We start from the raw sequence: 23,609 nt of genomic DNA on the forward strand, positions 1-23,609 counted from the left end.
TTCTAAGCGTTCTAGGTAAGTTTTAAGTTGAGTCTTGATATTTTGGTCTAACATGCCTAACAGCTCCAAAGGAGTAAATAATTTAACTTGTTGAGAAGAATAAGATAAATGTATTGATAGGGGAAACGGTATGTTTTTATCAATACAATCGGTTTTTTGAATAAATGTGACTTTTAGTCAGCAAAATTTTATTTAACAGCTCATTCACTTTACAAATATTCTCTTTGTGCGCGATTCAGATTCTTGTAATGTCAAAAGAATAAAAGATGCCTAAAAAGTGATCTTTTTGTATGAAAAAGGAGCTTATATGCAGCAACTGGTGAGTGTTAAGTCATGGCAATACGATGCAATATCACGCCATCTTAAAATTTTTTATGAGAATGGTACAGGGGCCTTATACCATCCTGTACCTGTATTTATCTATGACAATTTATTACGTGCGACCGATAAAGCAGCTTTCATTCACAAGTATATTGAATTTGACTTACACTTTAATCGACTTTCGATTTTATAAGCCAGCGTTAGTCTACACAATGTAAAAACTGAAAGCGTGGTTTGATTTCGTTGTCGTGTTCTACGGTTTCAATAAACATGGTGAGCGGGCGCGCCCAAATGGAGTAATCTCCGTATAAACACTGATAAATCACCAATTCTTCTTCAGTCTCGCTGTGTTTTGCAACATGCAAAACTTGGTAAAGCTGACCTTTATAATGCTGGTATATGCCTTTACGAAGTGACATGATCGCTCGCCTTAAATACTAATGCTGTAGAAGCTACTATGTTATCGTATTCTTTGCAAAGCGGGTAATCGCAGCATTCAATCGTTTGATTGAAGTGCATTAAAATTAATTAATTCGAGTTAAAAATTCGGCTCTGACACATTAATGATGAGCAGAGCCAAATATAGTCTATTTTTTTACAATTAAAACAGGAAGTTCAGTGTTCCCTAGCACATCTTGAGCAAAGCTACCTAAGAAAAACTTTTGAACACCTTTACGACCGTGTGAGCCCATCACAATCAAATCAATCTTCAAATCTTCAGCAGCCTTAATGATACCTTCAGCAGACACTTCACCTTTTACGATCTGTGTTTCGACCTCAATACCATGCACAGTCGCAGTACTCTTTACATGTGCCAAGGTTTCTTGTGCTTTTGCCTGTGCTTCAATGAAGTAGTCTTTCATAATCGGGGATACATAGTAAAAATCGACACCGCTAAACGGATCCTCAGCCAATAAGCTAACTGCAGTCAATTTGCTACCAAAAGCTTTGGCGAGCGATGCAGCATGTTCGAAAGCTGCTAAAGAAATTTCAGAGCCGTCAACGGGAACTAAGATATGTTGGTAACTCATAATGTTTATTCCTATGTTATGCGTAATTGTTATGTAATGTGCGAAAGAGTGATTAAGCTCAGATGGACAATCCAAGCATCATCTCCCTTTAATTTTATAATAAAATCAAATACAAATAACCACAAGACCAATTACAATAAGATAAACTGAGAAAAATGATTTTAAATATCTTTTTGAATTTTTTTCATCTTCTTTCGTTTAACCTGAATGCTATCAGTTTTTTATTAAAATAATGACCAAATTCAAATTGTTAAGATAAGCAACGATAATATTTATAATCGTGTAGATACGCTGAAAAAATAACTTAAGTATCTAAAGTGTCTGCAATTTAGCATGCTCGTTATTGATGGTATCTTTGAAGATTTTTAAACTCAATGCGCAGTTTAATGCGCATTGGATTTTCTAGATTTAATTAAAGCATTTGTCCCATCTTTCTAGACTAAAGCTCTGACCGACAGAGAAACGCTGGCGAATTAATTCGGGAAGGTGGCCTAAATAGCGTACATAAACTTCGGGTGTACGATCTACTTTATGCACAATAGTTAAAATTTCGTAGATGGCGGAGCTCTTATCGTGATCTAGTTCAATCCATTCGCCTACTTGAGGAGAAATACCAATCGTTTTTAATCCCAAGTTTTTCGAGGGAGACTGGCTTAGATCGATCAAAATAATATTCATCTAAATAGGTTCCTTAAATCGTTAACCGTGTTTTAACTTTTAAATTAATTATCAAGTCATAAAGTTTTTAAGGCTTATATTTATAATAAAAATAGAAGAAAAGAAAATTGCAAAAAGCTTCTTTTTTTTATTTTTTTTAATTTAATTAAAATAAAAGATTTATTTGAAATATATTTTTTGATGTATTTGTATACATATATAAATCGAGATCTGTAATGAATGGATAGACTTTAAATATATATTTAAACAAATAAATGATATGTAAATGATTTAAATTCGAATTCTAGGTATAAAACCAAATAAATAATATGAGATTGGTTTGTAAGTAAAATTTAAGAAATTGTATAAAAAAAGTAATGCAAATGGGAATGTTTTTTATTAATATTTGCGCTTTGTATCCCCACTTTGGATATTGCGTCGATGATTCAGAAACGTTTTTTTAAACAACCAGGAACCGCAGCCTTCAGATTGAGCTTGCTTAGTCTTATGATTGTGCAAACACAATACGCTTTTGCCAATCAAAATGAAGATGTTAAAAATTCGACTGCCGTGATGCCAACTCTGACGTTGGAAGCGATGAGCGAGCTTGACCCGATCAAAAGCTATGTGGATTATGCTCAAGCCAATGTGACACGAAATGGTCTAGATAAGAAAGATATACCTCAGACCATTGATACCATTGATGTGCAAAAGTATAAGATTTATGGTGCCAATGATTTAAGTGTGATGTTACAAGGTACACCGGGTGTGACCACCAATTATGATACACGCGGTGATGGGATTGTGCTTAGAGGATTCAACGCCGACACCAGTGATATATATCGAGACGGTATCCGTGACAGCGGGCAAATTCGTCGTAGTACAGCCAATATTGAACGAATTGAAATTTTAAAAGGCCCAGCTTCGGTACTCTACGGTCGTAGTGGTGGAGGTGGTGTGATCAATATGGTCAGCAAATATGCCAACTTCGATTCGAAAAGTACGGTAGGTGGCTACCTCGGCTCTTGGAACAACCGCGGAACAACGATTGATTTAAATCATGCGATTAATCAAAACTGGGCGGTACGCCTAACCAGTGAATATGGCGAAACAGACAGCTTTAGGCGCGGAATTCAGCAACGGCAGGTGATGGCCTCACCTAGTGTGACTTATCGTAATGATGACCAGACAATCACTTGGACCACTCAATATACCTACGACAAATTGCATCGGATTCCAGACCGCGGCCCATCTTATTTTGATTTGGCAAAAAGTGGTGTGTATCCATCAATTAAGCAAGGTTTTGCGCACGATGGTGATTATATCGATGATGAATTACACTTGATTCGCACTGATTTGAAATATCAATATGCGACGAATTGGAACTTTCATTGGGCTTTAAGTTACCGCGAAGCGTCCCAAGATTTTGATAATTATTTTGGTGGAACTTACTGCGCCACAAAAAGCGCGACATGTTTGTATCCGGGCTACATTCGTCAAAGCTATGCATGGCAACAGACCACCAATAAAACCATCACCAATACTTTTGACTTAACAGGTGTGTTTAATACTGGGCGTTTCGAACATCGTGTACTTTTAGGGGCCGATGTTACTAAAGAGAGACGTGAGCCAAGACTGGGGAATTATTCGAGTGGCAGTACACAGTTATATGGGTATTTCAACCCGTACACGGGTGATACCATTGAAACTTTTGATCGTGCAAATGCTCAGATCACCACTCAGAATTATAGTGAAGCATTAAATTTAGGGTTTTTTGCCCAAGATTTGATTCGCTTAAACGCTTCGTTACAACTGATGCTCGGTGCCCGATACGATATCTATGATTCATCTACACAGGTCAAAATCAGAAACAAGCTGGCCGTAGATGAATACTATTCAAAATCTGAAGGCACGTTTAGTCCAAATATCGGTTTAGTTTGGCAGCCTCTCGATGCACATAGTATTTATACGTCGTATAGCCGTAGTTTTGCACCATTTGGTGGTTCAACAGGTGTGAACGCTGTTTCGAGTACTGTGGTCAATGCCGAGCCTCAATACAACGATCAATTTGAGGTTGGAATTAAAAGTGACTGGCTTGATCAGCGTTTGAGCACGCAATTTTCGGTTTATGATATTCGTAAACACAATATTCGCTATCAACCCGATGCCATTAACAACCCTGATCTGTGGGCTGTTGCAGGCGAGCATGAGGCACGTGGAGCAGAATTTAGCTTTATTGGCCGATTACGCGATAACGTGTTTATCCGCGGTGGTTATGGCTATACCGATGCAAAGGTAAAAGAAAATATTCAATATCCGCTGACAGAGAATAATCCTCTAGATAAAGTTTCTAAAAACACAGCAAATCTATTTGTTCGTTATTTGCCAACTGAAAAACTGTATTTTGAGACAGGAGTAACTTATCAAGGTTCGTTTTACGCTTACCAAAATGGTAATTTAAACAGCACGCCTGTACATATCAATGGCTTTGCACGACTCGATGCAGCAATTGGCTATAGCTTTGCACCTTGGAACGTGACGCTTGCAGTAAACAATGTAACCGACAAGCAGTACTGGCGCTCGGCTGAATTACCGGGTACGCCACGCAATGTTTTATTGCGCTTTGGTTATCAGTTTTAAATGAATAATCATCCATGCAGATTTAATCCTGCATGGGTGATCTTTGACGTATTTATATCTTCGAGTGGGTACCATATTGTTCAATCATGATCGAGCTGGCTTCGTTTAAACCTCTTACGCTCACCAAAACGCCATTTTTCTTGAATTTATCTACGATGCTGTCTAATGTTGCCACGGTGGTGACATCCCAGATATGTGCATGGGTCAAATCAATCACAACATGCATAACATCCTCAGAAAAATCAAATGCATGTGCAAAGCGCTCTGATGAACTAAAAAAGAGTTGACCGCGTACATCATAGTGGCGAATGTTGTCTGTATGGGAGGTTTCAATATGTACATCATTTTCAAGTTTTTGTGCCAAAAATAATGCCGACAGTAAAACACCCACCAATACGCCAATCGCCAAGTTATGGGTAGCCACTACCACTACCACGGTTGCCAGCATTACCACAGTACTTGTGGTTGGGTTGCGACGAATATTTTTGACTGATCCCCAATCGAAGGTACTGATCGAAACCATGATCATGACAGCAACCAAAGCTGCCATAGGGATGATCTTGAGCCAGTCACTAATAAACACCACTAAAATCAGCAAAAACACACCCGCAACTAGGGTAGAGAGTCGAGTGCGTGCACCAGATTTTACATTAATCATCGACTGTCCAATCATGGCGCAACCGGCCATACCACCCATCATCCCCGTAACGATATTGGCAATACCTTGACCTTTGCATTCTTGATGCTTGTTGCTGGCACTGTCGGTCAGTTCATCTACAATTGTGGCGGTCATCATCGACTCGAGTAAGCCGACTGCAGCCATTGCACAAGAATAGGGCAGAATGATCCATAATGTATCAAGATTCCAAGGGATATTAGGGATAAAAAAGTGCGGTAATTGATTGGGAAGATTCCCCATATCGCCAACGGTGCGTACATCTACACCCATTAAATAGGCGATGAGAGTAATTAAAACAATACATACCAATGGGGAGGGAACAAGCTTTCCGATCACGGGCAAGTAAGGAAACAAGTAAATAATGGCTAATCCAAGCGCAACGAACACATATACCCAAGATGAGACATGTATCAGTTCGGGGAGTTGAGCCATAAAAATTAAAATGGCCAGTGCGTTTACAAAACCGATTACAACCGACTTAGACACAAAGCGCATCAGCTTGGCCAGTTTTAGCTGCCCCGCAATAATTTGAATAATCCCGGTTAAAATTGTGGCTGCAAACAGATAGTCCAGTCCATGTTCTTTGACCAACGTCACCATGAGCAAAGCCATCGCGCCAGTGGCGGCTGAGATCATGGCCGGTCGACCACCTACAAATGCGATGATCACTGCCATCGAAAAAGAAGCGTAAAGGCCAACCTGTGGATCGACACCTGCAATGATAGAAAAAGCGATTGCTTCAGGAATCAGTGCAAGACCAACAACTAAACCAGCGAGAACATCTCCACGAATATTGGAGAGCCATTGCTGTTGAATTTGAGCAAACATAAAAAGCCTATAAAATTTTTTATTTCGTACAGGCTAGCGATGTGATATTTACACACGACTACACCACATCACCAGACAGTGATGATTTCAATTGATGAGAACTAAAAGAAGATCAATTAAGGTGGCGTAAGGATCATGTAAATAAATCGAGGAGGTGGGTTTTGAAGCGCGTAGATTAACACATGCAGGTATGAAAATACAGGTTGGGCGTGCATGCTGCCAAGAAGTGCTTGAGAGGAAGAGTAAAATAAAGGGCCATATTAAAGCCTAAGCTTGAAGGAAAAATCTATATATCTTAAAAATCTACAATGCGCTCTTTGTGATTTAATGTAATCAGAGTATGATCAACTAAGCATCGTATGATAGAGATAAAATGATGCCTTTAATGTCATGATATAAATGACAAAAATAAGACATTTGTACAGTAACAATGCGAATAAGTGTGAATTAAGTCACAAAAATGTAGTCAAAAAGTGTTGTTTTATAGTTTAATAGCGTGTCTATAAAATGGTAGGCACAAAGTGGCGTTTGCATCAGTCGAGCGCCTGAAAAATTCATTTTACTGATAAGATTTTTAAGGTATGAAAAAAATAGCTGCTGTGTCCGTTGTTGGGCTTGTATTGGTCTTGGGTTATGGGATCTATATAGATTCTCGTGCCAAAAAACGCCAAGAAATATTGCATATCATTAAAGATGCCGAAAAAGGTATAAAAATGATTGAAGCCAATCCGAATCATATTAATCACAAATTTCTAACTGAGCGTGCAACTCAAGAGCAGTTTTAACTTAAAAGTTGACCGCCGGGAAAAATAAGTAATTGATTTGTTGCACGATTAATTTAGAAAAACATGTATTTATAAAAAAATAAACAAAATAAAATCAATCTGTTATAATCCACCGTCAAGTATTAAGTGATTAAAAGACAGCAATTGGGGCTGAATTACTTAATCGTTAGGTTGAAAAAGCCGCATGCTCATGCGGCTTTTTTCTGTTGGGGGAGCCTTTGTCATTATCCAAAGCCAGCATACTGATTATTTTAAATAAATAATAATCAAGCTGATGGCATAGTATTTGCTCAGGCCTAAACAGATTTTTCATGTGCAATACAGTGCTTTTAACGTGGCCTGTAAACATGATCGCAGAATTACGAAATGCTCAATTTTCTCATAGGGCGATGATATGACCACTCCTAATCCTTCAGTAGGTTTGCTTGAGCGCTTGTTTAAGCTAAGCGAAAACAAGACAAACTTCAGAACTGAAGTACTTGCAGGTGTAACCACATTTTTGACCATGTGTTACATCATTATTGTAAACCCGATCATTCTTTCAGAAACGGGAATGAACTACGGTGCTGTCTTTGTTGCAACCTGTTTGGCTGCAGCAATTGGTTGTTTGGTCATGGGCTTGATTGCCAACTACCCAATCGCATTGGCACCGGGCATGGGCTTAAATGCATATTTCACCTATTCTGTATGTTTGGGTATGGGTGTGCCTTGGCAGACAGCTTTGGCTGCCGTTTTCATTTCTGGTCTTGTTTTCTTGGCGATTAGTTTCTTAAAAATCCGAGAAGCGATTGTCAATGCGATTCCAATGTCACTTAAGTTTGCTATTGGTGGCGGTATTGGTTTATTTTTGGCGCTGGTAGCACTCAAAAATGCCGGTATTATTGTAGATAATCCTGCCACACTGGTGGGGTTAGGTAATCTCAAATCTCCAACTGTCTTGTTGGCCTTTCTTGGTTTCATCATTATCGTAGTTTTGCACCAATTAAAAGTACGTGGTGCAATTATTATCAGTATTCTGGCGATTACTGGTCTTTCCACGCTACTCGGCTTAAATGAGCTAAAAGGTGTAGTCGGCGCCATCCCATCAATTGCACCAACATTTATGCAAATGGACTTCGAAGGCCTGTTTACAGCAACCATGATCGGTGTGATTTTTGTGTTTTTCTTGGTCGATTTGTTTGATAGTACCGGAACACTTGTTGGTGTTTCGCACCGTGCCGGATTGCTTAAAGATGGTAAGCTACCACGTTTGAAAAAGGCCTTGTTTGCCGACTCAACTGCAATTGTTGCGGGTGCAGCTTTGGGAACATCTTCAACAACACCATATATCGAATCGGCATCGGGCGTAGCAGCAGGTGGGCGTACGGGTTTAACCGCAGTGGTGGTGGCTGTGCTATTTCTAGCATGCTTGTTTTTATCACCGCTTGCTCAATCTGTTCCTGGTTTTGCGACTGCACCAGCGCTACTCTTTGTCGGTGTGCTCATGATTCACGGTATTACCAATATTGATTGGGACGACATTACAGAAGCGGTACCGGCTTTCCTCACGATTGTATTTATGCCATTTACTTATTCAATTGCCGATGGTATTGCAATGGGTTTTATCAGCTATGCGATTATTAAATTGCTGACTGGTAAGGCTAAAACCGTACCATACATGGTCTGGATTGTTGCTGTTCTTTGGGTTTTCAAATTTGCAGCATTTGGCGGTTAATTTTTGTTTTAAACTAAAGGGTGTAGTGACTTACACCCTTTTTTATTTTGTAAGGAGTTTGGATGAATCAAGCAGAACTAATTCGTGCCCTGCCGAAAGCAGAATTGCATGTGCATATTGAAGGAACTTTTGAACCTGAGCTAATGTTTGAAATTGCCCAGCGTAACCATATCGATATTCCGTACCAGTCGGTTGAGGAAATCAAACAGGCGTATAACTTTCACAATCTGCAATCTTTCTTAGATATCTACTACGCGGGTGCTAACGTTCTGGTCAATGAGCGTGATTTTTATGATCTTGCTTGGGCATATTTTAAAAAATGTGCGGAAGACCGCGTGGTTCATACAGAAATATTTTTCGATCCACAAACACATACTGAGCGTGGCGTTGCTTTTGAGATCGTATTAAACGGCTTAAAACGCGCTTGTGCAGATGCGAAGGAGCAACTGGGAATTAGCTCTGAGTTGATTATGTGCTTCTTGCGCCATTTAAGCGAAGAAGACGCATTTAAAACGCTCGAACAAGCTTTACCGTATAAATCAGATATTATTGCTGTGGGCTTAGATTCAAGTGAAGTCGGACACCCTCCTTCGAAGTTCGAGCGTGTTTTTGAAAAAGCGCGTGAAGAAGGCTTCTTGGTTGTCGCACATGCTGGTGAAGAAGGGCCACCTGAATATGTATGGGAAGCTTTAGATTTACTCAAAGTGAATCGTATTGATCATGGTGTTCGTTCTGAAGAAGATCCGGCACTCATGCAACGTCTGATTCAGGAAAAAATGCCACTCACGGTGTGTCCACTCAGTAACCTCAAGCTTTGCGTTGTCGATGACATGAAGCAGCACAACATTCGCCGTTTGCTTCAGCAAGGCGTGCAGGTTACGGTGAACTCTGATGATCCGTCTTATTTTGGCGGATATATGAATGATAACTTTGTTGCCATTCAAGAGGCTTTGGATTTAAGTCAAGATGAGTTAAAGCAACTTGCGATTAACTCGTTTGAAGCGTCATTTATTGCCGATGAGCAAAAGCAAAAATGGATTGAAGAAATCAAAGCCATTTAAAAGAAAAAAGCATCCTCTCGGGATGCTTTTTTTTGTGTCTAGCGTTGTCTTGTCATACTTCTGAGCACGTTATCTTTATCAATAAAATGATGTTTCAAAGCTGCCAGTAAATGCCCCACCACCAAGAATCCTGCAATCCATGAAATATAGATATGTAGAGGTTTTACAATGGCGGTGACTTCAGGATTTTCTCCAATCAATTGTGGGATATTAAATAAATAGAGTACAGGTGCAGGGTGGCCCGCACTCCAGCTGTACAAGCAGCCTGTAATCGGCATTGCAAGCAAAATAAGATACAGCGCTAAATGCCCGATATGAGCAAACGTTTTCATCGCAGGTGACATCGTCTCTGGTAACTGCGGAACAGGATGTGTATAGCGCCAAAAAAGACGTATTACCACCAGAAAAATAATCGTGGTTGCAATGTTTTTATGCAGCGTAATCACATCTCCTTTAAAGCTGCCATCGTTTTCGTAACTTAAAAAGTTGCCACTATAAAAGCCAATCATCCAAGCGGCAATAAAGATAATCGCCATAAGCCAGTGAAGTATTTGAGCAGTGCGCGTGTAATACTGAGGGGAAGAAGCCATTTTTTTAAATCCCAACAAGGTCATCATTCTTATATCACCATCATAAAAAGTCTTGATGCGATTAAAAACCAAGAACTTGTAACGATGTGTCTTTGAAACAGAACGATTTGATCTGGTTGTCGGATTAAAGCGCATCACGCTATTTCATAAATAGATGGAGTTGGGCACAATACGCTATTTGAATTTTGAAGGTGAAGCACTTGAAAAAGTTAGCGCTGATGGTATTGCCTGTATGTTTGATTTTTACTGCATGCACCACAATGAATACCACAGGAACAGCACAGACCTCTTCTGGTTCATCGCAACTTGGTATGGCAGCTTTAAAAGTTGCGGTCAATGTTCAGTGCCTGAATAAAATTGAAACCTTACCTGCTTGGAAAAGTGCGACCAAAGTGATGTCGAACGAGCAAAAGCAAAGCATTCAAACCGAAGTTTGCGGTTGTGTCAGTGAAAAAGCACCATATAGTGTGACCACGATGGACATTGCAACAGCCAGTCTTGACCCAGCTGCACGAGCAACTATTGTCAATCAGATTGTCACTAAAACCGTGAGTGAATGTGTGGTACAAACCTTAAATTAAACTAATCAATCTGGGGTTTTACTTTGGAACAAACCAACCTATTTGTTGCAGGAGTCGATGAGGCAGGGCGTGGCCCTTTAGTCGGCTCTGTGGTAGCGGCAGCCGTGATTTTAGATCCTGATCATCCCATTGCTGGATTGAATGATTCTAAAAAATTAACGGAAAAAAAACGTGAAAAGTTGTTTATTGAAATTCAGGAAAAAGCATTGGCTTGGTCGATTGCTGAAGCTACACATACTGAAATTGATGAGCTCAACATCCTGCAAGCTACTTTTTTAGCCATGCGACGCGCGGTTGATGGCTTGCAGCAGCAGCCCATGAAAGTGATTGTAGATGGCAATCAGATTCCAAAGGGAATGACAATTGCCTGTGAAGCGATTGTCGGTGGAGATGCAACGCATGCCGAAATTAGTGCTGCGAGTATTTTAGCCAAAGTGACTCGTGATCGCCAAATGGTTGAACTGGATCAAAAATATCCATTGTTTGGTTTTGCTAAACATAAAGGATATCCAACCAAGGTACATTTTGAGGCAATAGCTCAGTATGGTGTCATTGATGAGCACAGACGCAGTTATGCACCCGTTAAACGTGCCTTAAACCAAGACCAATAGAAAAGTGAAATTGCTAAAATGTTTAAAGCGGCTAAATTAGCCGCTTTAATTTGGGAGGGTATAAATAAAACTTTAGCGATTAAAGTTATTTTGAGAGTAGTTATCGTCTTCAAAAGAAGGCTGATAATCTTGATCTAGGTGCTGAAGATGTTCATGCATTGCGCGTTCATGTTGAATACGTTGATAAATTTCTTCACGGTGAACCGATACTTCTTTCGGTGCATTCACACCAATACGTACCTGATTCCCCTTAACACCAAGCACAGTTACACTGACTTGATCCCCAATCATTAATGTTTCCCCGACACGACGGGTAAGAATCAGCATGTTTATCTCCTTGCAAAATGCTAAACCTGCGATAGTTTTTTCAAAAAGTGAAAACACAACCTCGGAATTGAGAGAATTTTAACAGAATTATTAGAAAATGAGAATTTCTTATAAATTCTGTTGAAATTTTCTTAAAAACCTCTAGCGCTAATATAGCAGAGCCACTATAAAAAACACTATAGTGGCCCTGATTTTTTGTCACGATTCTTTGAAAAGTGAACTAACTTCGGCTTAACTGGTTAATCATTAAGCACGTGCGCTGCTTTCACCATGCTCACGGTCTAAACCAAAAGCAGTATGAAGTGTGCGCACTGCAAGCTCTAAATAATTCTCTTCAATCAAGACTGAAACTTTGATTTCAGACGTCGAAATCATCAAAATATTGATGCTTTCTTCAGCTAAAGCCATGAACATTTTACTTGCAACACCTGCATGTGAACGCATGCCTACACCCACAATCGATACTTTTACAATATCATCACGGGTTGAGACTTCACGTGCACCAATGGTTGAAGCAGTTTCTTCAAGAATTTTCTTGGCTTTAGCCAAATCACCACGGTTTACTGTAAAGGTAAAGTCGGTAGTTCCATCTTCTTCAACATTTTGAACGATCATGTCGACTTCAATGTTGGCAGCACTGATAGGAACTAAAATTTTAGCGGCGATACCCGGTTCATCTGGAACACCCAAAATAGTTAATTTTGCTTCGTCACGATTAAATGCGATACCAGAGATAATCGGTTGTTCCATTGTATCTTCCGCCTCAGTTGTGATTAGTGTACCTACGTTTTGTTTAAATTCTTCATCAAATGCACCGTCGTTGTCGTTGTCAAAGCTTGACAATACACGGAGGGGCACTTGATATTTTCCTGCAAACTCTACAGAGCGAATCTGTAGAACTTTTGAACCCAATGATGCCATTTCCAGCATTTCTTCAAAAGAAATACGATCCACTTTTTTGGCTTTTGGTGCAACACGTGGGTCTGTGGTGTAAACACCGTCCACATCGGTATAAATCTGACATTCGTCTGCTTTGAGTGCGGCAGCCAATGCAACACCTGTAGTATCTGAACCGCCACGACCTAATGTGGTCGTGTTGCCTTTTTCATCTACCCCTTGGAAACCCGCAACGACAAGAACACGTCCTTCGTCAAGATCTGCGGTCATCACGTCGGTATCAATCGATTCAATACGTGCTTTATTGTAAGCGCTGTCTGTTTTGATACCAACTTGACGACCTGTATATGATTTAGCTTCGACCCCAATCGAGTTGAGTGCCATTGCTAACATCGAAATCGTCACCTGTTCACCGGTTGAAACCATCTGGTCTAACTCGCGTGGGTCAGGGGTGTCGGTAATGGCTTTCGCGAGAGCAAGTAGGCGATTGGTTTCGCCACTCATAGCCGATACAACCACAACAACCTTGTGGCCGTGATCATGCCAACGCTTCACACGACGAGCAACATTTAAAATGCGCTCGGGAGTACCCATAGAAGTACCGCCATATTTTTGAACGATTAATGCCATAGTTGTTCCATATAAGCCATGACCCTGAGAGGCTTATTCAGGGTCAGTTACACAAAAGTGAAGTTTTAGTGCTGTTCAAGCCATGCAGGTAATGCTGCAATCACTTGCTCAAACTTCTCGTTTAGTGGCGCGCCACCTTGTGCTAAGTCAGGTTTACCACCGCCTTTGCCGCCTAGTTCGGTTGCAAGATGCTTAATGATATCGCCTGCTTTTAGATTGGCAGTGAACTGTTTGGCAACAGAGGCAATTAGGCTCACTTTGTCGCCTTCAACTCCAGCCAATACAATTACTGCATCCTCTAATTTTGATTTCACACTGTCATGTAAGTTGCGAAGTGATTTCGCATCCATATTCTGCACAGTGGTGATCAGTGTTGAACGACCTGCTACGGTCTGAACTTGGCTTAAAAGTTCAGCCGCCTGGAAGTTTGCTAACTTTTGGTTAAGCTGTTCAATTTGCTTTTGCAATGCTGATGTTTGTTCGACAGCAGCGTGAACACGTTCAACAGTTTGATCTTTTTGAGCTTTCAGTAAGCTATTAATTTGCTGAATATCAGTGTCTGCTTTTTGAATAACTTCAAGTGCCTTGGTGCCTGTAACCGCCTCAATACGACGTACACTGGCAGCCACACCGCCTTCAGATGTAATCTTAAACAAGCCGATATCGCCTGTACGCTGTACATGGATACCACCACAGAGTTCAATCGAGAAGTTGCGCTCGTCAATCACCGAACCCATTGAAAGTACGCGCACTTCATCGCCATACTTTTCACCAAAAAGCATCATCGCGCCTTTGGCTTTGGCAGATTCGATATCGAGTACTTCAACACCGACAGCAGTATTGGCAATAATTTCACGATTAACCAGTTGTTCAACTTGCTGTAATTGTTCAAAACTCACAGGTTGATCATTGGCAAAGTCAAAACGCAGGATATCGCTTGCAACCAAAGAGCCTTTTTGCTGTACATGCGTACCTAAAATTTGACGAAGGGCCGCGTGTAACAAGTGCGTAGCAGAGTGATTGCGGGCCGTTGCAGCACGCAAATCTGCTTTAACAATCGCATCAACTTGTTGAGTGGCTTTAAGGCTACCCATGGTGACAATACCTTGATGAACAAAGGCACCGCCAGATTTTTTAGTGTCTTGTACTTCAAAAATACCGGTATCGTTTTTGAAAATACCGGTATCACCAATTTGGCCGCCACTTTCAGCATAAAATGGTGTCTGATTCAGCACGATTAAGGCTTCATCACCTTCTGCAATTTCGTCAACTTGTTCACCATCTTTATAGATGGCAATAATCTGGCCATGACCCGAAGTTGCATCATAACCATCAAATTGAGTTTCGCCATCAACTTTCACAATGCTGTTGTAGTCGACTGCAAACTTGCCCGCATCACGTGCGCGGCGACGCTGTGCTTCCATTTCGCGCTCGAAACCAATTTGATCGATTTCAAGGTCACGTTCGCGTGCGATATCTGCGGTTAAATCTGTTGGGAAACCATAGGTGTCGTATAGTTTGAAAACGGTTTCGCCTGGAATCACTTTGCCAGAAAGCTGAGCAAGTTCGCCTTCAAGTAATTTAAGACCTTGCTCAAGTGTTTTGGCAAATTGTTCTTCTTCTTTAAGGAGTGTGGCTTCGATGCGTGCTTGATCGGTTTTGAGCTGTGGATAAGCATCGCCCATCACATCGATCAATGGCTGTAGCATTTTGTGGAAGAACGAGCCTGTTGCACCCAATTTATTACCATGGCGAACTGCACGACGAATGATACGACGCAATACATAACCACGGCCTTCATTTGATGGATTTACACCATCTGCAATCAGGAAGCAGCAAGAGCGGGCGTGATCGGCAACCACACGTAATGACGGTTGGCCGTTATCTTCAACACCAATAATCTCGCAGGCAGATTTGATCAAATGCTGAAACAGGTCGATGTCGTAGTTGGAGTTGACATGTTGTAATACTGCACTGATTCGCTCAAGGCCCATGCCAGTATCAACCGCAGGTGCTGGGAGCGGATGTAAAACACCATCGGCGGTACGGTTAAACTGCATGAAGACGTTATTCCAGATTTCGATGAAACGATCGCCATCTTCTTCTGGAGAACCCGGTAAACCACCCCAAATATGATCGCCATGATCATAGAAAATTTCTGAGCAAGGACCACAAGGGCCTGTATCACCCATGGCCCAGAAGTTGTCTGAGGCGTACTTTTCACCTTTGTTGTCGCCGATACGAATAATACGCTCAGCTGCAATACCGATGTCTTTATTCCAGATGTCGTAGGCTTCATCATCAGTGTGATAAACCGTCACATACAGTTTGTCTTTTGGTAGGCCTAACCATTGCTCGTTGGTCAGAAAATCCCATGCAAAATGCAGTGCATCACGCTTGAAATAATCACCAAAAGAAAAGTTGCCGAGCATTTCAAAAAAGGTGTGATGGCGTGCGGTATAACCTACGTTATCGAGGTCATTGTGCTTGCCGCCTGCACGGACACACTTTTGTGACGACGTAGCACGAACATAATCACGTTTTTCAAGGCCCAAAAAGCAGTCTTTAAACTGGTTCATTCCGGCATTGGTAAAAAGAAGTGTTGGATCATTGGCTGGGACAAGTGAGCTCGATTCAACGCGTGTGTGGCCTTGCGATTCAAAATAACGCAAAAACGCTTCACGGATTTCAGCTGATGTCATAAAACGAGTACTCACAACCAAGTCACTCCATAAATTCTTAATAGGCTATATGCACGCAATTTGTATTGATCATCGATTTTAAACAAGCACTAAATTGCGGCGTGGCATAAATGTTAAAAGCGCTAAATTATAACGGAAAATACCCATTCGACCAATGATTTTAAAGAGAAATGATGACAAAACTGTGCAATTTAACCCCTGAACTGTGCGTCTTAAATTCTCTAACTCAAGATAAGAGTTATTTTTCAATCAATTGATACAAAATTGCCTCGCTTTGTATAGCAATCTATTTGTTTGAAAAATGTGCATCTATTTTTGATATTCGCTTTTAACTCTAAAATCAGACATCAACATGGCCGGTTAAAAAATAATAAAGCAGCGTTTAAGCACAGTGGAAGGCTATCTTCAATCGGGTCAATCCATTACCATAGATGCAGTTTAAGTTTTGGTGTGTCAAGGATTTACCATGCAACGTATTGCCATTAATGGTTTTGGTCGAATTGGTCGAAATGTTCTGCGTGCTTGGTTCGAAAATCCGAAGTCGTTTAACTTTGAAATTGTGGCATTAAATGATGTTGCCGATGTGAAAACACTCGCGCATCTATTTAAGTACGATACCACGCATGGACCTTTTCATGGTCAGGTTGCCATCGAAATTGAAAATGAGCAGGTTTATTTGTCGATTCAGGCGCATGGGCGAACACTCAAAGTACGGGTGTATCGTGAAGAAGCACCTGAAAATCTGCCTTGGAAAGCGCTTGATGTGGATGTTGTACTAGAATGTACCGGATTGTTTAGATCACATGCCGATGCTATTCGGCATTTGGGCGCTGGGGCAAAACGTGTGATTATCGGTGCAGCGCCATTCGATAAAGTCGATGCAGCGATTGTGTACGGCGTCAACCACGCCGATGTAAAACCAACAGATCGAATCATTTCCAGTGTGTCCTGTACCACGCAGGCGTTGGTTCCCTTGGTCAAGATTATCGATGATGCATTTGGCATCGAAACAGCACTGATGACTGAAATACATGCTGTCACTGCCGATCAGGCTGTTTTGGATCATGCACATCGGGACTTACGCCGGGCACGTGCATCAGGTCAAAATATTATTCCGACTACATCGAGTGCCTTAGGTGCATTAAAGCGTGTTTTGCCTAAAATGGAACACCGTATAGAAGGGTATTCGATTCGTGTTCCAACCATCAATGTTGCCGCGATTGATCTAAGTTTTGTGGCACAATCTGCGGTTACGGTGCATCATTTAAATGAGGTGCTCAGTAAGGCTGCACGCTTCGACTATGCCGAAATCATGGCCGTTACCGACGAGCCGCTCGTATCGAGTGATTTTAATCATTCGCCTTATTCATTGATTGTGGATTTAACCCAGACACTCGTAGTAGGGCGTCAGGCCAAGGTTTTTGCGTGGTACGATAACGAGTGGGGCTATGCAAATCGATTGCTCGATTTGTGCGAATCCTTCCATGGTTGAGGCTTAAGCACCTGAAACAGAATTAAATTTGTGGATATGTAATAAATCCTAAAATTCTCAGGTGCATGCGTGAAAGTATCGTGCTAGACTAGGAGAAATCGGGTGTGTTCCCGATTTTTTTATGCGGGTTATATGCCGCCTTAAACAGATTTTAGGTTTGAAACATGCCGATTTCAGAGACATGGTTGCTCCCTGACGGGGTTGCAGATGTATTACCCGAACAAGCGCAAGTAATCGAAACACTTCGCCGACAAGCTCTCGATTTCCTCGCATCCCGAGGTTATCAACTGGTATATACACCATTTATCGAATATATCGAATCTTTGTCTTTATTATCAGAGTCTAACAATGACCTTGATTTGGTCACTTTTAAGGTGATCGATCAGCTTTCTGGGCGGTTGCTGGGTGTTCGTGCAGACATGACCCCACAAGTGGCACGTATTGATGCCCATGTTCGCTCAATCGACGGTGTAGCGCGCTATTGCTATGCGGGCACGGTCTTACATACAAAACCACAGAATTTCAATTCCACGCGTGCACCATTACAACTCGGTGCAGAGCTCTATGGTCATGAAAGCCTAGAAGCAGACATCGAAATGGTCGATGTGATGCTTGGACTGATTCAGCACGCTATAAAGCTAGATGGTTTACATCTAGATCTTGGACATGTTGGACTGTTTCGTAGTCTGGTTAAACGTGCTGGCCTAAACAAGCAAACCGAACAGGATTTATCTGACTTGTATCAACGCAAGGCATTGCCGGAGCTTGAGCAAGTGACGAAAACACTGCCGTTTGGTTCGGATTTTTATGCACTCGGACGTTATGCAAGTGACTTAAATGCGCTTGAGCAGCATTTAAGCCAAGATGTGTTAAGTGACACCGCGTTTAGCCGTGCACTGCATGATTTAAAAACCACACTGACACAAATTCAAACGCGCTGGCCAAATTTACATATTGGCATTGATGTGGTTGAACTACGCAGTTACCACTATCACACAGGCCTCATGTATGCTGTTTACGCACCGAATCGTGCGGCACCGCTTGCACAAGGCGGGCGCTATGATGGCATTGGTGAGCACTTTGGTCGCGCACGTCCTGCGACAGGTTTTAGTTGTGACTTATACGCACTGTGTGGCGGGCAGTTCAAAGAGATCGATATTGTGGTGGCACCTGCTGGACAAGAACCAGCGTTACAAGCTGCAATTGCACAGGCACGTCACAATGGATTACGCGTGATTCAACTGCTTGGCAACGACGATTTAAGTTCAGTACCTTATGCAACGCATCAGATGGTGTTTGCGCAAGCACAATGGACAATTCACAAGATTTAAGTGTTTGTTTGCCAAGCATGCAAGGCAAATAAATGTTCAATTTTAACAGCATGATGTAATGAGGCTATTATGGGCAAAAATGTTGTGGTACTCGGTACCCAATGGGGCGACGAAGGTAAAGGTAAGATCGTCGACCTGCTCACAGATCAGGCGGCTGCAGTCGTACGTTATCAAGGCGGGCACAATGCAGGGCATACTCTTGTCGTAGGTGGAAAGAAAACTGTATTGCACCTCATTCCATCAGGCATTTTACGTGAAAACGTGTTGTGCTTAATTGGAAATGGCGTGGTACTTTCGCCTGCTGCATTAATTAAAGAAATGGCAATTTTGGAAGAAGAAGGCGTACCTGTGAAGGAACGTTTACGTATTTCTCCAAACTGTCCACTTATTTTGCCAAACCACATTGCTCTTGACCAAGCGCGTGAGAAAAAGCGCGGCAATGCCAAAATCGGGACAACAGGTCGTGGTATTGGTCCAGCGTACGAAGATAAGGTCGCGCGTCGTGCAGTACGTGTTGCCGATTTGGTTCGCGGTGGTGCAGCACTTGAAGAAAAACTTCAAGAAATGCTTGAGCTACACAACTTCCAGCTCACTCAATTCTACGGTGTAGAAGAAGTGAAGTTTGAAGATGTACTTGCACTGTGCAACGAATGGCGCGAAGTTTTGGCACCACTTGTCATTGATGTCACCAAAGTTCTACATGATTACCGCAAAGAAGGTAAAGCGATCATGTTTGAAGGTGCGCAAGGTTCATTGCTTGATATCGACCATGGTACATATCCGTTTGTTACCAGCTCAAACACTACAGCAGGTGGTGTAAGTTCTGGTTCGGGTATGGGGCCATTGCACCTTGACTATGTGCTTGGTATTACCAAAGCATATACCACGCGTGTGGGTTCTGGTCCGTTTCCAACGGAACTGGTTTACAATGCAGCGACCGATGAAGGTGATGCAGTTGGTAAGCACTTGGGTACTGTGGGTCACGAATTTGGTGCATCAACTGGTCGTCAGCGTCGTTGTGGCTGGTTCGATGCAGAAATTTTGCGTCGTTCGGTTGATGTAAACTCACTTTCTGGTATTTGCTTGACTAAACTCGACGTTTTAGACGGTTTAGAAGAAGTGAAGATCTGTGTGGGTTATGAAAATACAGATTCAGGCTGTGCAGGTTCTTCAGATGCGATTTCATTTGAAAGCTTGAAACCTATCTATGAAAGCATGCCGGGCTGGACGGAATCTACAGTGGGTCTAACCAGCGTAGATCAGTTACCTGCCAATGCAATTGCCTACGTAAAACGTATTGAGCAACTGATTGGTTGTCCAATCGACATTATCTCGACGGGTCCAGACCGTGCAGAGACGATCGTATTGCGTCATCCATTTTCTGCATAAGAAAATGCCGTGACCTACGACTAAAGAAAAGCTCCTTAACGGAGCTTTTCTTTTGGATATTGTTAAAATAAAAATAACCATTAAAGATGAACAGAAGCAGAATCGATCAATGAAAATTTTGCCCAATATTGCACAAACTATTTTTTATTCATTATTGTTTGCAATTGGCGGTGCACCCACCATCGGCATGTGGATTGCACGCATTCAAACCCAGAATCCCGATTTAATTTTAACTGCATTTATTGGTCTGACCGTAATTATCGCCTGTGTGCTGGTTCCTGTTGTGCTTATTCAAAATAGCTATTTGCTGGTCAAGCGCAACAACGTGGTACTCGATAATAAAATCAAACCATTATCGAAGTTTTACTTTGTGGTGGACTTATGTTGTTTGGCCTCTTGGGTGTACTTTGTAGTGGTTTAATCACACTGGTTACATAAATCCTATGATGTTTTCTCAATTCTTCGATATGTTTTAAATATAATGCACCCGAAAACAGAGACATACACTCGTTCATGTCGCGTTCTGGAGTAAAACGATGAATAATAAATTTTTAATGGGTTTTTGCGCGGCCACAGCCATCTCACTTTCTGGATGTGCGTCTTTAGGTGAATTTTCAGGCACAGATTCTGCGACCTTAAATGCCAGTGCAGCGCAAAGTTTCTCGCAAATGCGACAAGAAGCACAGCAAAAAGGCATACTCGATACCAGCTCATCGACCTATCGACGTATTAATACTGTAATGCAGCGTATGATTCCATATGCCAACCAGATGAATCAGACAGGTCAGCCGTTCCAATGGCAACTGGCGGTGATCAAGTCGGATACCATTAATGCATATGTTGCGCCAGGCGGCAAAGTTGTGTTTTATACCGGAATTGTCAATAAGCTTAATTTGTCTGACAACGAAATTGCTGCCGTAATGGGACATGAAATGACCCACGCCTTAGAAGAGCATGCAAAAAGTAAGCTTGGTGCTCAAAATCTTACTGGCTTAGCGCTGAATTTAGGCAAAGCCTATGCGGGTGACAGTATTGGTCAGTTTGGCTCTGCTGCACTCGATTTAGGCAGTCAGGTCGGTGTAGGTCTACCGTACTCTCGTAATTTGGAAACACGTGCCGATTACGGTGGTCTCATGCTCATGGCTAAATCAGGTTATAACCCGCAGGCTGCAATTACATTGTGGGAAAAAATGAATAAACTCGAAGGTGCAGGTGGTCCGTCATTCCTATCGACTCACCCTTCAAATTCACAGCGTATTGGTGAAATGCGCAAGAATTTACCTGCTGCAATGGCTGTTTATAACAACCGCCGTTAATAAAATGATGAAAAAAGGGATGCCATCGCATCCCTTTTTTTTGTCTGTTTAGCTTAAGGCGCAGGGTTAGGTTGTTGAATATGGATCTTTTCAATTTCTTGTAATAGCGCTGGATCGAGTGTGAGATCAAACGCAGCAATATTTTCTTTTAACTGATCAAGACTGGTGGCACCAATGATGGTGCTGGTTACAAAGAATTGCTGTTTGATAAAGGCCAGTGCCAGTTGAGTTAGAGTTAGGCCATGTTGTTCTGCCAATTGTGCATAGCGCTCGGTGGCCCATTCGCTTTGAGGGTTACTATAGCGGGTAAAGCGCGGAAAAAGTGTGACGCGTGCATTGGCTGGGCGTGCGCCATGTCTGAACTTACCGGTTAAATAACCAAAAGCCAATGGCGAGTAGGCCAATAGCCCAATACCTTCATATTTGGCAATTTCCGACATGCCTACTTCATAGGTTCGGTTTAGCAGGTTATAAGGGTTTTGAATACTCACAAAACGATCTACACCCAGCTCTTTTGCCAGTGATAAAAACTTCATGGTGCCCCAAGGGGTTTCATTCGATAAACCAATATAACGAATTCGACCATTTTGGATTTCTTTTTGCAGCGCAATTAAGGTGTCATGCATTGCCTGTACATCGTACTCGGCCTCTGCTTGTGCGTTTGCATAACCTAATGTGCCAAAAAAGTTGGTATTACGTTCTGGCCAGTGCAACTGATACAAATCGATATAATCTGTGTGGAGGCGTTTTAAGGATAGGTCGAGTGCTTCGGAAATATGTTGACCAAAACGCGTTTCTCCTTCACGGATATGACTTCCCCCAAAGGCTGGCCCCGCAATTTTCGATGCCAAAAATACCTGATCGCGCTGACCATGCTGTGCAAACCATTGTCCTAAAATTTTTTCTGTGGCGCCGTAGGTTTCAGGCTTAGGAGGAACCGAATACATTTCTGCGGTATCCCAAAAATTGATCCCTTGTTCGAGCGCGTAATGGAGCTGTTCAAAGGCCTCTTGCTGGGAGTTTTGTTCGCCAAAGGTCATGGTGCCTAAACAAATTTCAGGTACTTTTATATCACTGTGACCGAGTCGATTAAATTGCATACTAAGTATTCCCTTAATGTGAGTCATGTCATGCATGAATTGATAAGATTTGAATTAACTTAAAGCATAATTAGAGCTATAAATGTCAGTTTTTCGTATTGTTGTGCATTTAGGGCTGTAAAAAAAAGCAAACCCTGAGGTTTGCTTTTTGGTATTTAGAAAAACTTATTCGTCATCAGTTTCGTCATCGTGATAATTTTGTGCTTCTAAAGAAGCGTCAAAAATTAGGATTGCTTTACCATCGGTTTCAATCATGCCTTGCTCTTCAAGCGTTTTTAAAACACGACCTACCATTTCACGAGAACAACCAACAATCCGGCCAATTTCCTGGCGTGTGATTCGAATCTGACGACCATTCGGTAAAATCATGGCTTCTGGCTGGCTCGCAAGATCGATGAGGCAACGTGCAATACGGCCCGAAACATCGATAAACGCAAGATCGGTCACCTTACGCGTGGTATTTTTCAGGCGACGCACCAACTGAGCAAAAACCGCATAACTTAAGTCTGGAAATTGCTTGCTGAGTTCATGAAAATTATCGTAAGAGATTTCAGCAATTTCACATACATCACGCGTTCTTACTTCTGCTGTACGTTGTGGGTTCGATTCGAACAGTCCCATCTCGCCAAAGAAGTCGCCTGGATTGAGATAAGCCACAACGATTTCACGCTCGTCATCTTCACGTAAAATAATGGAAACTGAACCTTTTAAAATCAAATATAAAGACTTAGATTCTGAACCTGCATCAACGATCGTGGTACGTTTAGGATAACGATTGATGTTTGCTCTTTTTAATAGTGCTTTGACTGATTCAGGTAACTGACCAGGTGATAGAGCATCTGTACTAAGTTGTGAGAAATTTGATGTCATTACTAAAGTTTCCAAAGAGGATAATAAGATCGCACAAGACTCAAATGAGTGTATTCA

General features: G+C 41.8%; 22 protein-coding genes. 12 read left to right on the forward strand and 10 right to left on the reverse strand.

Annotated features, from left to right (window positions below; translation table 11 throughout):
- The first annotated feature begins 307 nt into the window (after positions 1-307).
- A complete protein-coding gene (locus L2096_RS08090; RefSeq protein ID WP_004936538.1) occupies positions 308-514 on the forward strand; it encodes a KTSC domain-containing protein in 207 nt (68 codons plus the stop codon).
- A gap of 7 nt (positions 515-521) precedes the next feature.
- Here L2096_RS08090 and L2096_RS08095 read toward each other — a convergent pair whose 3' ends face one another.
- The 3 genes from L2096_RS08095 to L2096_RS08105 form a co-directional block, all read right to left on the reverse strand.
- Positions 522-740, reverse strand: a complete 219-nt coding sequence (locus L2096_RS08095; RefSeq protein ID WP_004936541.1) for a DUF1653 domain-containing protein — start codon at positions 738-740, stop codon at positions 522-524.
- Between the two features lie 168 nt (positions 741-908).
- Positions 909-1,352, reverse strand: a complete 444-nt coding sequence (locus L2096_RS08100; RefSeq protein WP_149931348.1) for a universal stress protein — start codon at positions 1,350-1,352, stop codon at positions 909-911.
- A 408-nt stretch (positions 1,353-1,760) separates the two neighbouring features.
- A complete protein-coding gene (locus tag L2096_RS08105; protein ID WP_004936547.1) occupies positions 1,761-2,030 on the reverse strand; it encodes a hypothetical protein in 270 nt (89 codons plus the stop codon).
- A 420-nt stretch (positions 2,031-2,450) separates the two neighbouring features.
- On the opposite strand from L2096_RS08105, the gene L2096_RS08110 reads away from it, so the two are divergent.
- A complete protein-coding gene (locus tag L2096_RS08110) occupies positions 2,451-4,649 on the forward strand; it encodes a TonB-dependent receptor (RefSeq protein ID WP_250365210.1) in 2,199 nt (732 codons plus the stop codon).
- A gap of 52 nt (positions 4,650-4,701) precedes the next feature.
- Here the strand turns inward: L2096_RS08110 and L2096_RS08115 are convergent, their stop codons facing one another.
- Positions 4,702-6,156 (reverse strand): SulP family inorganic anion transporter, encoded by a 1,455-nt coding sequence (locus L2096_RS08115; RefSeq protein WP_250365211.1) that lies wholly within the window; start codon positions 6,154-6,156, stop codon positions 4,702-4,704.
- 581 nt (positions 6,157-6,737) lie between these two features.
- On the opposite strand from L2096_RS08115, the gene L2096_RS08120 reads away from it, so the two are divergent.
- The 3 genes from L2096_RS08120 (at position 6,738) to L2096_RS08130 (ending at position 9,716) form a co-directional block, all read left to right on the forward strand.
- Positions 6,738-6,941 carry a hypothetical protein gene (locus L2096_RS08120; RefSeq protein WP_004936555.1) on the forward strand — a complete coding sequence of 68 codons (204 nt, stop codon included), beginning with the start codon at positions 6,738-6,740 and terminating at the stop codon, positions 6,939-6,941.
- Positions 6,942-7,335: 394 nt separating this feature from the next.
- Entirely contained in the window at positions 7,336-8,655 is a 1,320-nt protein-coding gene (locus L2096_RS08125) for an NCS2 family permease (RefSeq protein WP_004936556.1), read from the forward strand.
- Between the two features lie 62 nt (positions 8,656-8,717).
- Positions 8,718-9,716, forward strand: coding sequence for an adenosine deaminase (locus L2096_RS08130; protein ID WP_004936559.1), 999 nt, complete (start codon positions 8,718-8,720; stop codon positions 9,714-9,716).
- A gap of 38 nt (positions 9,717-9,754) precedes the next feature.
- Here the strand turns inward: L2096_RS08130 and L2096_RS08135 are convergent, their stop codons facing one another.
- Positions 9,755-10,306, reverse strand: coding sequence for a cytochrome b (locus L2096_RS08135; RefSeq protein WP_004946473.1), 552 nt, complete (start codon positions 10,304-10,306; stop codon positions 9,755-9,757).
- 200 nt (positions 10,307-10,506) lie between these two features.
- On the opposite strand from L2096_RS08135, the gene L2096_RS08140 reads away from it, so the two are divergent.
- On the forward strand, positions 10,507-10,887 hold the full coding sequence (locus tag L2096_RS08140) for a hypothetical protein (protein ID WP_104124812.1): 381 nt from the start codon (positions 10,507-10,509) through the stop codon (positions 10,885-10,887).
- 23 nt (positions 10,888-10,910) lie between these two features.
- Positions 10,911-11,498, forward strand: a complete 588-nt coding sequence (gene rnhB, locus L2096_RS08145) for a ribonuclease HII (RefSeq protein WP_004936567.1) — start codon at positions 10,911-10,913, stop codon at positions 11,496-11,498.
- 72 nt (positions 11,499-11,570) lie between these two features.
- Here rnhB and csrA read toward each other — a convergent pair whose 3' ends face one another.
- The 3 genes from csrA to alaS form a co-directional block, all read right to left on the reverse strand.
- Positions 11,571-11,825 carry a carbon storage regulator CsrA gene (gene csrA / locus L2096_RS08150; protein WP_004925987.1) on the reverse strand — a complete coding sequence of 85 codons (255 nt, stop codon included), beginning with the start codon at positions 11,823-11,825 and terminating at the stop codon, positions 11,571-11,573.
- A 246-nt stretch (positions 11,826-12,071) separates the two neighbouring features.
- Positions 12,072-13,352, reverse strand: coding sequence for an aspartate kinase (locus L2096_RS08155; RefSeq protein WP_004936569.1), 1,281 nt, complete (start codon positions 13,350-13,352; stop codon positions 12,072-12,074).
- A 65-nt stretch (positions 13,353-13,417) separates the two neighbouring features.
- Positions 13,418-16,054, reverse strand: coding sequence for an alanine--tRNA ligase (alaS, locus tag L2096_RS08160; RefSeq protein ID WP_250365255.1), 2,637 nt, complete (start codon positions 16,052-16,054; stop codon positions 13,418-13,420).
- Positions 16,055-16,520: 466 nt separating this feature from the next.
- On the opposite strand from alaS, the gene L2096_RS08165 reads away from it, so the two are divergent.
- From L2096_RS08165 to L2096_RS08185, 5 genes are all read left to right on the forward strand, one after another.
- Entirely contained in the window at positions 16,521-17,546 is a 1,026-nt protein-coding gene (locus L2096_RS08165; RefSeq protein ID WP_250365212.1) for a type I glyceraldehyde-3-phosphate dehydrogenase, read from the forward strand.
- Positions 17,547-17,710: 164 nt separating this feature from the next.
- Positions 17,711-18,877: an ATP phosphoribosyltransferase regulatory subunit gene (locus tag L2096_RS08170; RefSeq protein ID WP_250365213.1), complete on the forward strand. Its 1,167-nt coding sequence runs from the start codon at positions 17,711-17,713 to the stop codon at positions 18,875-18,877.
- 69 nt (positions 18,878-18,946) lie between these two features.
- Positions 18,947-20,266 carry an adenylosuccinate synthase gene (locus tag L2096_RS08175; protein WP_004936582.1) on the forward strand — a complete coding sequence of 440 codons (1,320 nt, stop codon included), beginning with the start codon at positions 18,947-18,949 and terminating at the stop codon, positions 20,264-20,266.
- Positions 20,267-20,375: 109 nt separating this feature from the next.
- Complete coding sequence (locus L2096_RS08180) at positions 20,376-20,687, forward strand: hypothetical protein (protein ID WP_250365214.1); 312 nt, start codon at positions 20,376-20,378, stop codon at positions 20,685-20,687.
- A 115-nt stretch (positions 20,688-20,802) separates the two neighbouring features.
- A complete protein-coding gene (locus L2096_RS08185) occupies positions 20,803-21,582 on the forward strand; it encodes a M48 family metallopeptidase (protein ID WP_004936586.1) in 780 nt (259 codons plus the stop codon).
- 53 nt (positions 21,583-21,635) lie between these two features.
- On the opposite strand, the gene L2096_RS08190 is transcribed toward L2096_RS08185, so the two are convergent.
- Both L2096_RS08190 and crp read right to left on the reverse strand, forming a co-directional pair.
- Complete coding sequence (locus tag L2096_RS08190; RefSeq protein WP_048764015.1) at positions 21,636-22,682, reverse strand: NADP(H)-dependent aldo-keto reductase; 1,047 nt, start codon at positions 22,680-22,682, stop codon at positions 21,636-21,638.
- A 165-nt stretch (positions 22,683-22,847) separates the two neighbouring features.
- The gene (crp, locus tag L2096_RS08195; protein ID WP_004936591.1) at positions 22,848-23,552 is read right to left on the reverse strand and encodes a cAMP-activated global transcriptional regulator CRP; all 705 of its coding nucleotides are present in this window, start codon (positions 23,550-23,552) and stop codon (positions 22,848-22,850) included.
- Between the last annotated feature and the right edge of the window lie 57 nt (positions 23,553-23,609).

Origin of the sequence: Acinetobacter sp. ACZLY 512, from assembly GCF_023614015.1 — a bacterium.
GTDB classification, from domain to species: domain Bacteria; phylum Pseudomonadota; class Gammaproteobacteria; order Pseudomonadales; family Moraxellaceae; genus Acinetobacter; species Acinetobacter soli.

Coding starts and splice junctions, on each gene's coding strand:
- L2096_RS08165 (WP_250365212.1), top strand. CDS start 16,521: ATGCAACGTATTGCCATTAATGGTTTTGGTCGAATTGGTCGAAATGTT.
- L2096_RS08115 (WP_250365211.1), bottom strand. CDS start 6,156: ATGTTTGCTCAAATTCAACAGCAATGGCTCTCCAATATTCGTGGAGAT.
- L2096_RS08170 (WP_250365213.1), top strand. CDS start 17,711: ATGCCGATTTCAGAGACATGGTTGCTCCCTGACGGGGTTGCAGATGTA.
- L2096_RS08175 (WP_004936582.1), top strand. CDS start 18,947: ATGGGCAAAAATGTTGTGGTACTCGGTACCCAATGGGGCGACGAAGGT.
- L2096_RS08090 (WP_004936538.1), top strand. CDS start 308: ATGCAGCAACTGGTGAGTGTTAAGTCATGGCAATACGATGCAATATCA.
- L2096_RS08095 (WP_004936541.1), bottom strand. CDS start 740: ATGTCACTTCGTAAAGGCATATACCAGCATTATAAAGGTCAGCTTTAC.
- alaS (WP_250365255.1), bottom strand. CDS start 16,054: ATGACATCAGCTGAAATCCGTGAAGCGTTTTTGCGTTATTTTGAATCG.
- L2096_RS08130 (WP_004936559.1), top strand. CDS start 8,718: ATGAATCAAGCAGAACTAATTCGTGCCCTGCCGAAAGCAGAATTGCAT.
- L2096_RS08120 (WP_004936555.1), top strand. CDS start 6,738: ATGAAAAAAATAGCTGCTGTGTCCGTTGTTGGGCTTGTATTGGTCTTG.
- L2096_RS08155 (WP_004936569.1), bottom strand. CDS start 13,352: ATGGCATTAATCGTTCAAAAATATGGCGGTACTTCTATGGGTACTCCC.
- L2096_RS08190 (WP_048764015.1), bottom strand. CDS start 22,682: ATGCAATTTAATCGACTCGGTCACAGTGATATAAAAGTACCTGAAATT.
- L2096_RS08105 (WP_004936547.1), bottom strand. CDS start 2,030: ATGAATATTATTTTGATCGATCTAAGCCAGTCTCCCTCGAAAAACTTG.
- L2096_RS08180 (WP_250365214.1), top strand. CDS start 20,376: ATGAAAATTTTGCCCAATATTGCACAAACTATTTTTTATTCATTATTG.
- L2096_RS08110 (WP_250365210.1), top strand. CDS start 2,451: ATGATTCAGAAACGTTTTTTTAAACAACCAGGAACCGCAGCCTTCAGA.
- L2096_RS08125 (WP_004936556.1), top strand. CDS start 7,336: ATGACCACTCCTAATCCTTCAGTAGGTTTGCTTGAGCGCTTGTTTAAG.
- csrA (WP_004925987.1), bottom strand. CDS start 11,825: ATGCTGATTCTTACCCGTCGTGTCGGGGAAACATTAATGATTGGGGAT.
- L2096_RS08185 (WP_004936586.1), top strand. CDS start 20,803: ATGAATAATAAATTTTTAATGGGTTTTTGCGCGGCCACAGCCATCTCA.
- crp (WP_004936591.1), bottom strand. CDS start 23,552: ATGACATCAAATTTCTCACAACTTAGTACAGATGCTCTATCACCTGGT.
- L2096_RS08100 (WP_149931348.1), bottom strand. CDS start 1,352: ATGAGTTACCAACATATCTTAGTTCCCGTTGACGGCTCTGAAATTTCT.
- L2096_RS08135 (WP_004946473.1), bottom strand. CDS start 10,306: ATGGCTTCTTCCCCTCAGTATTACACGCGCACTGCTCAAATACTTCAC.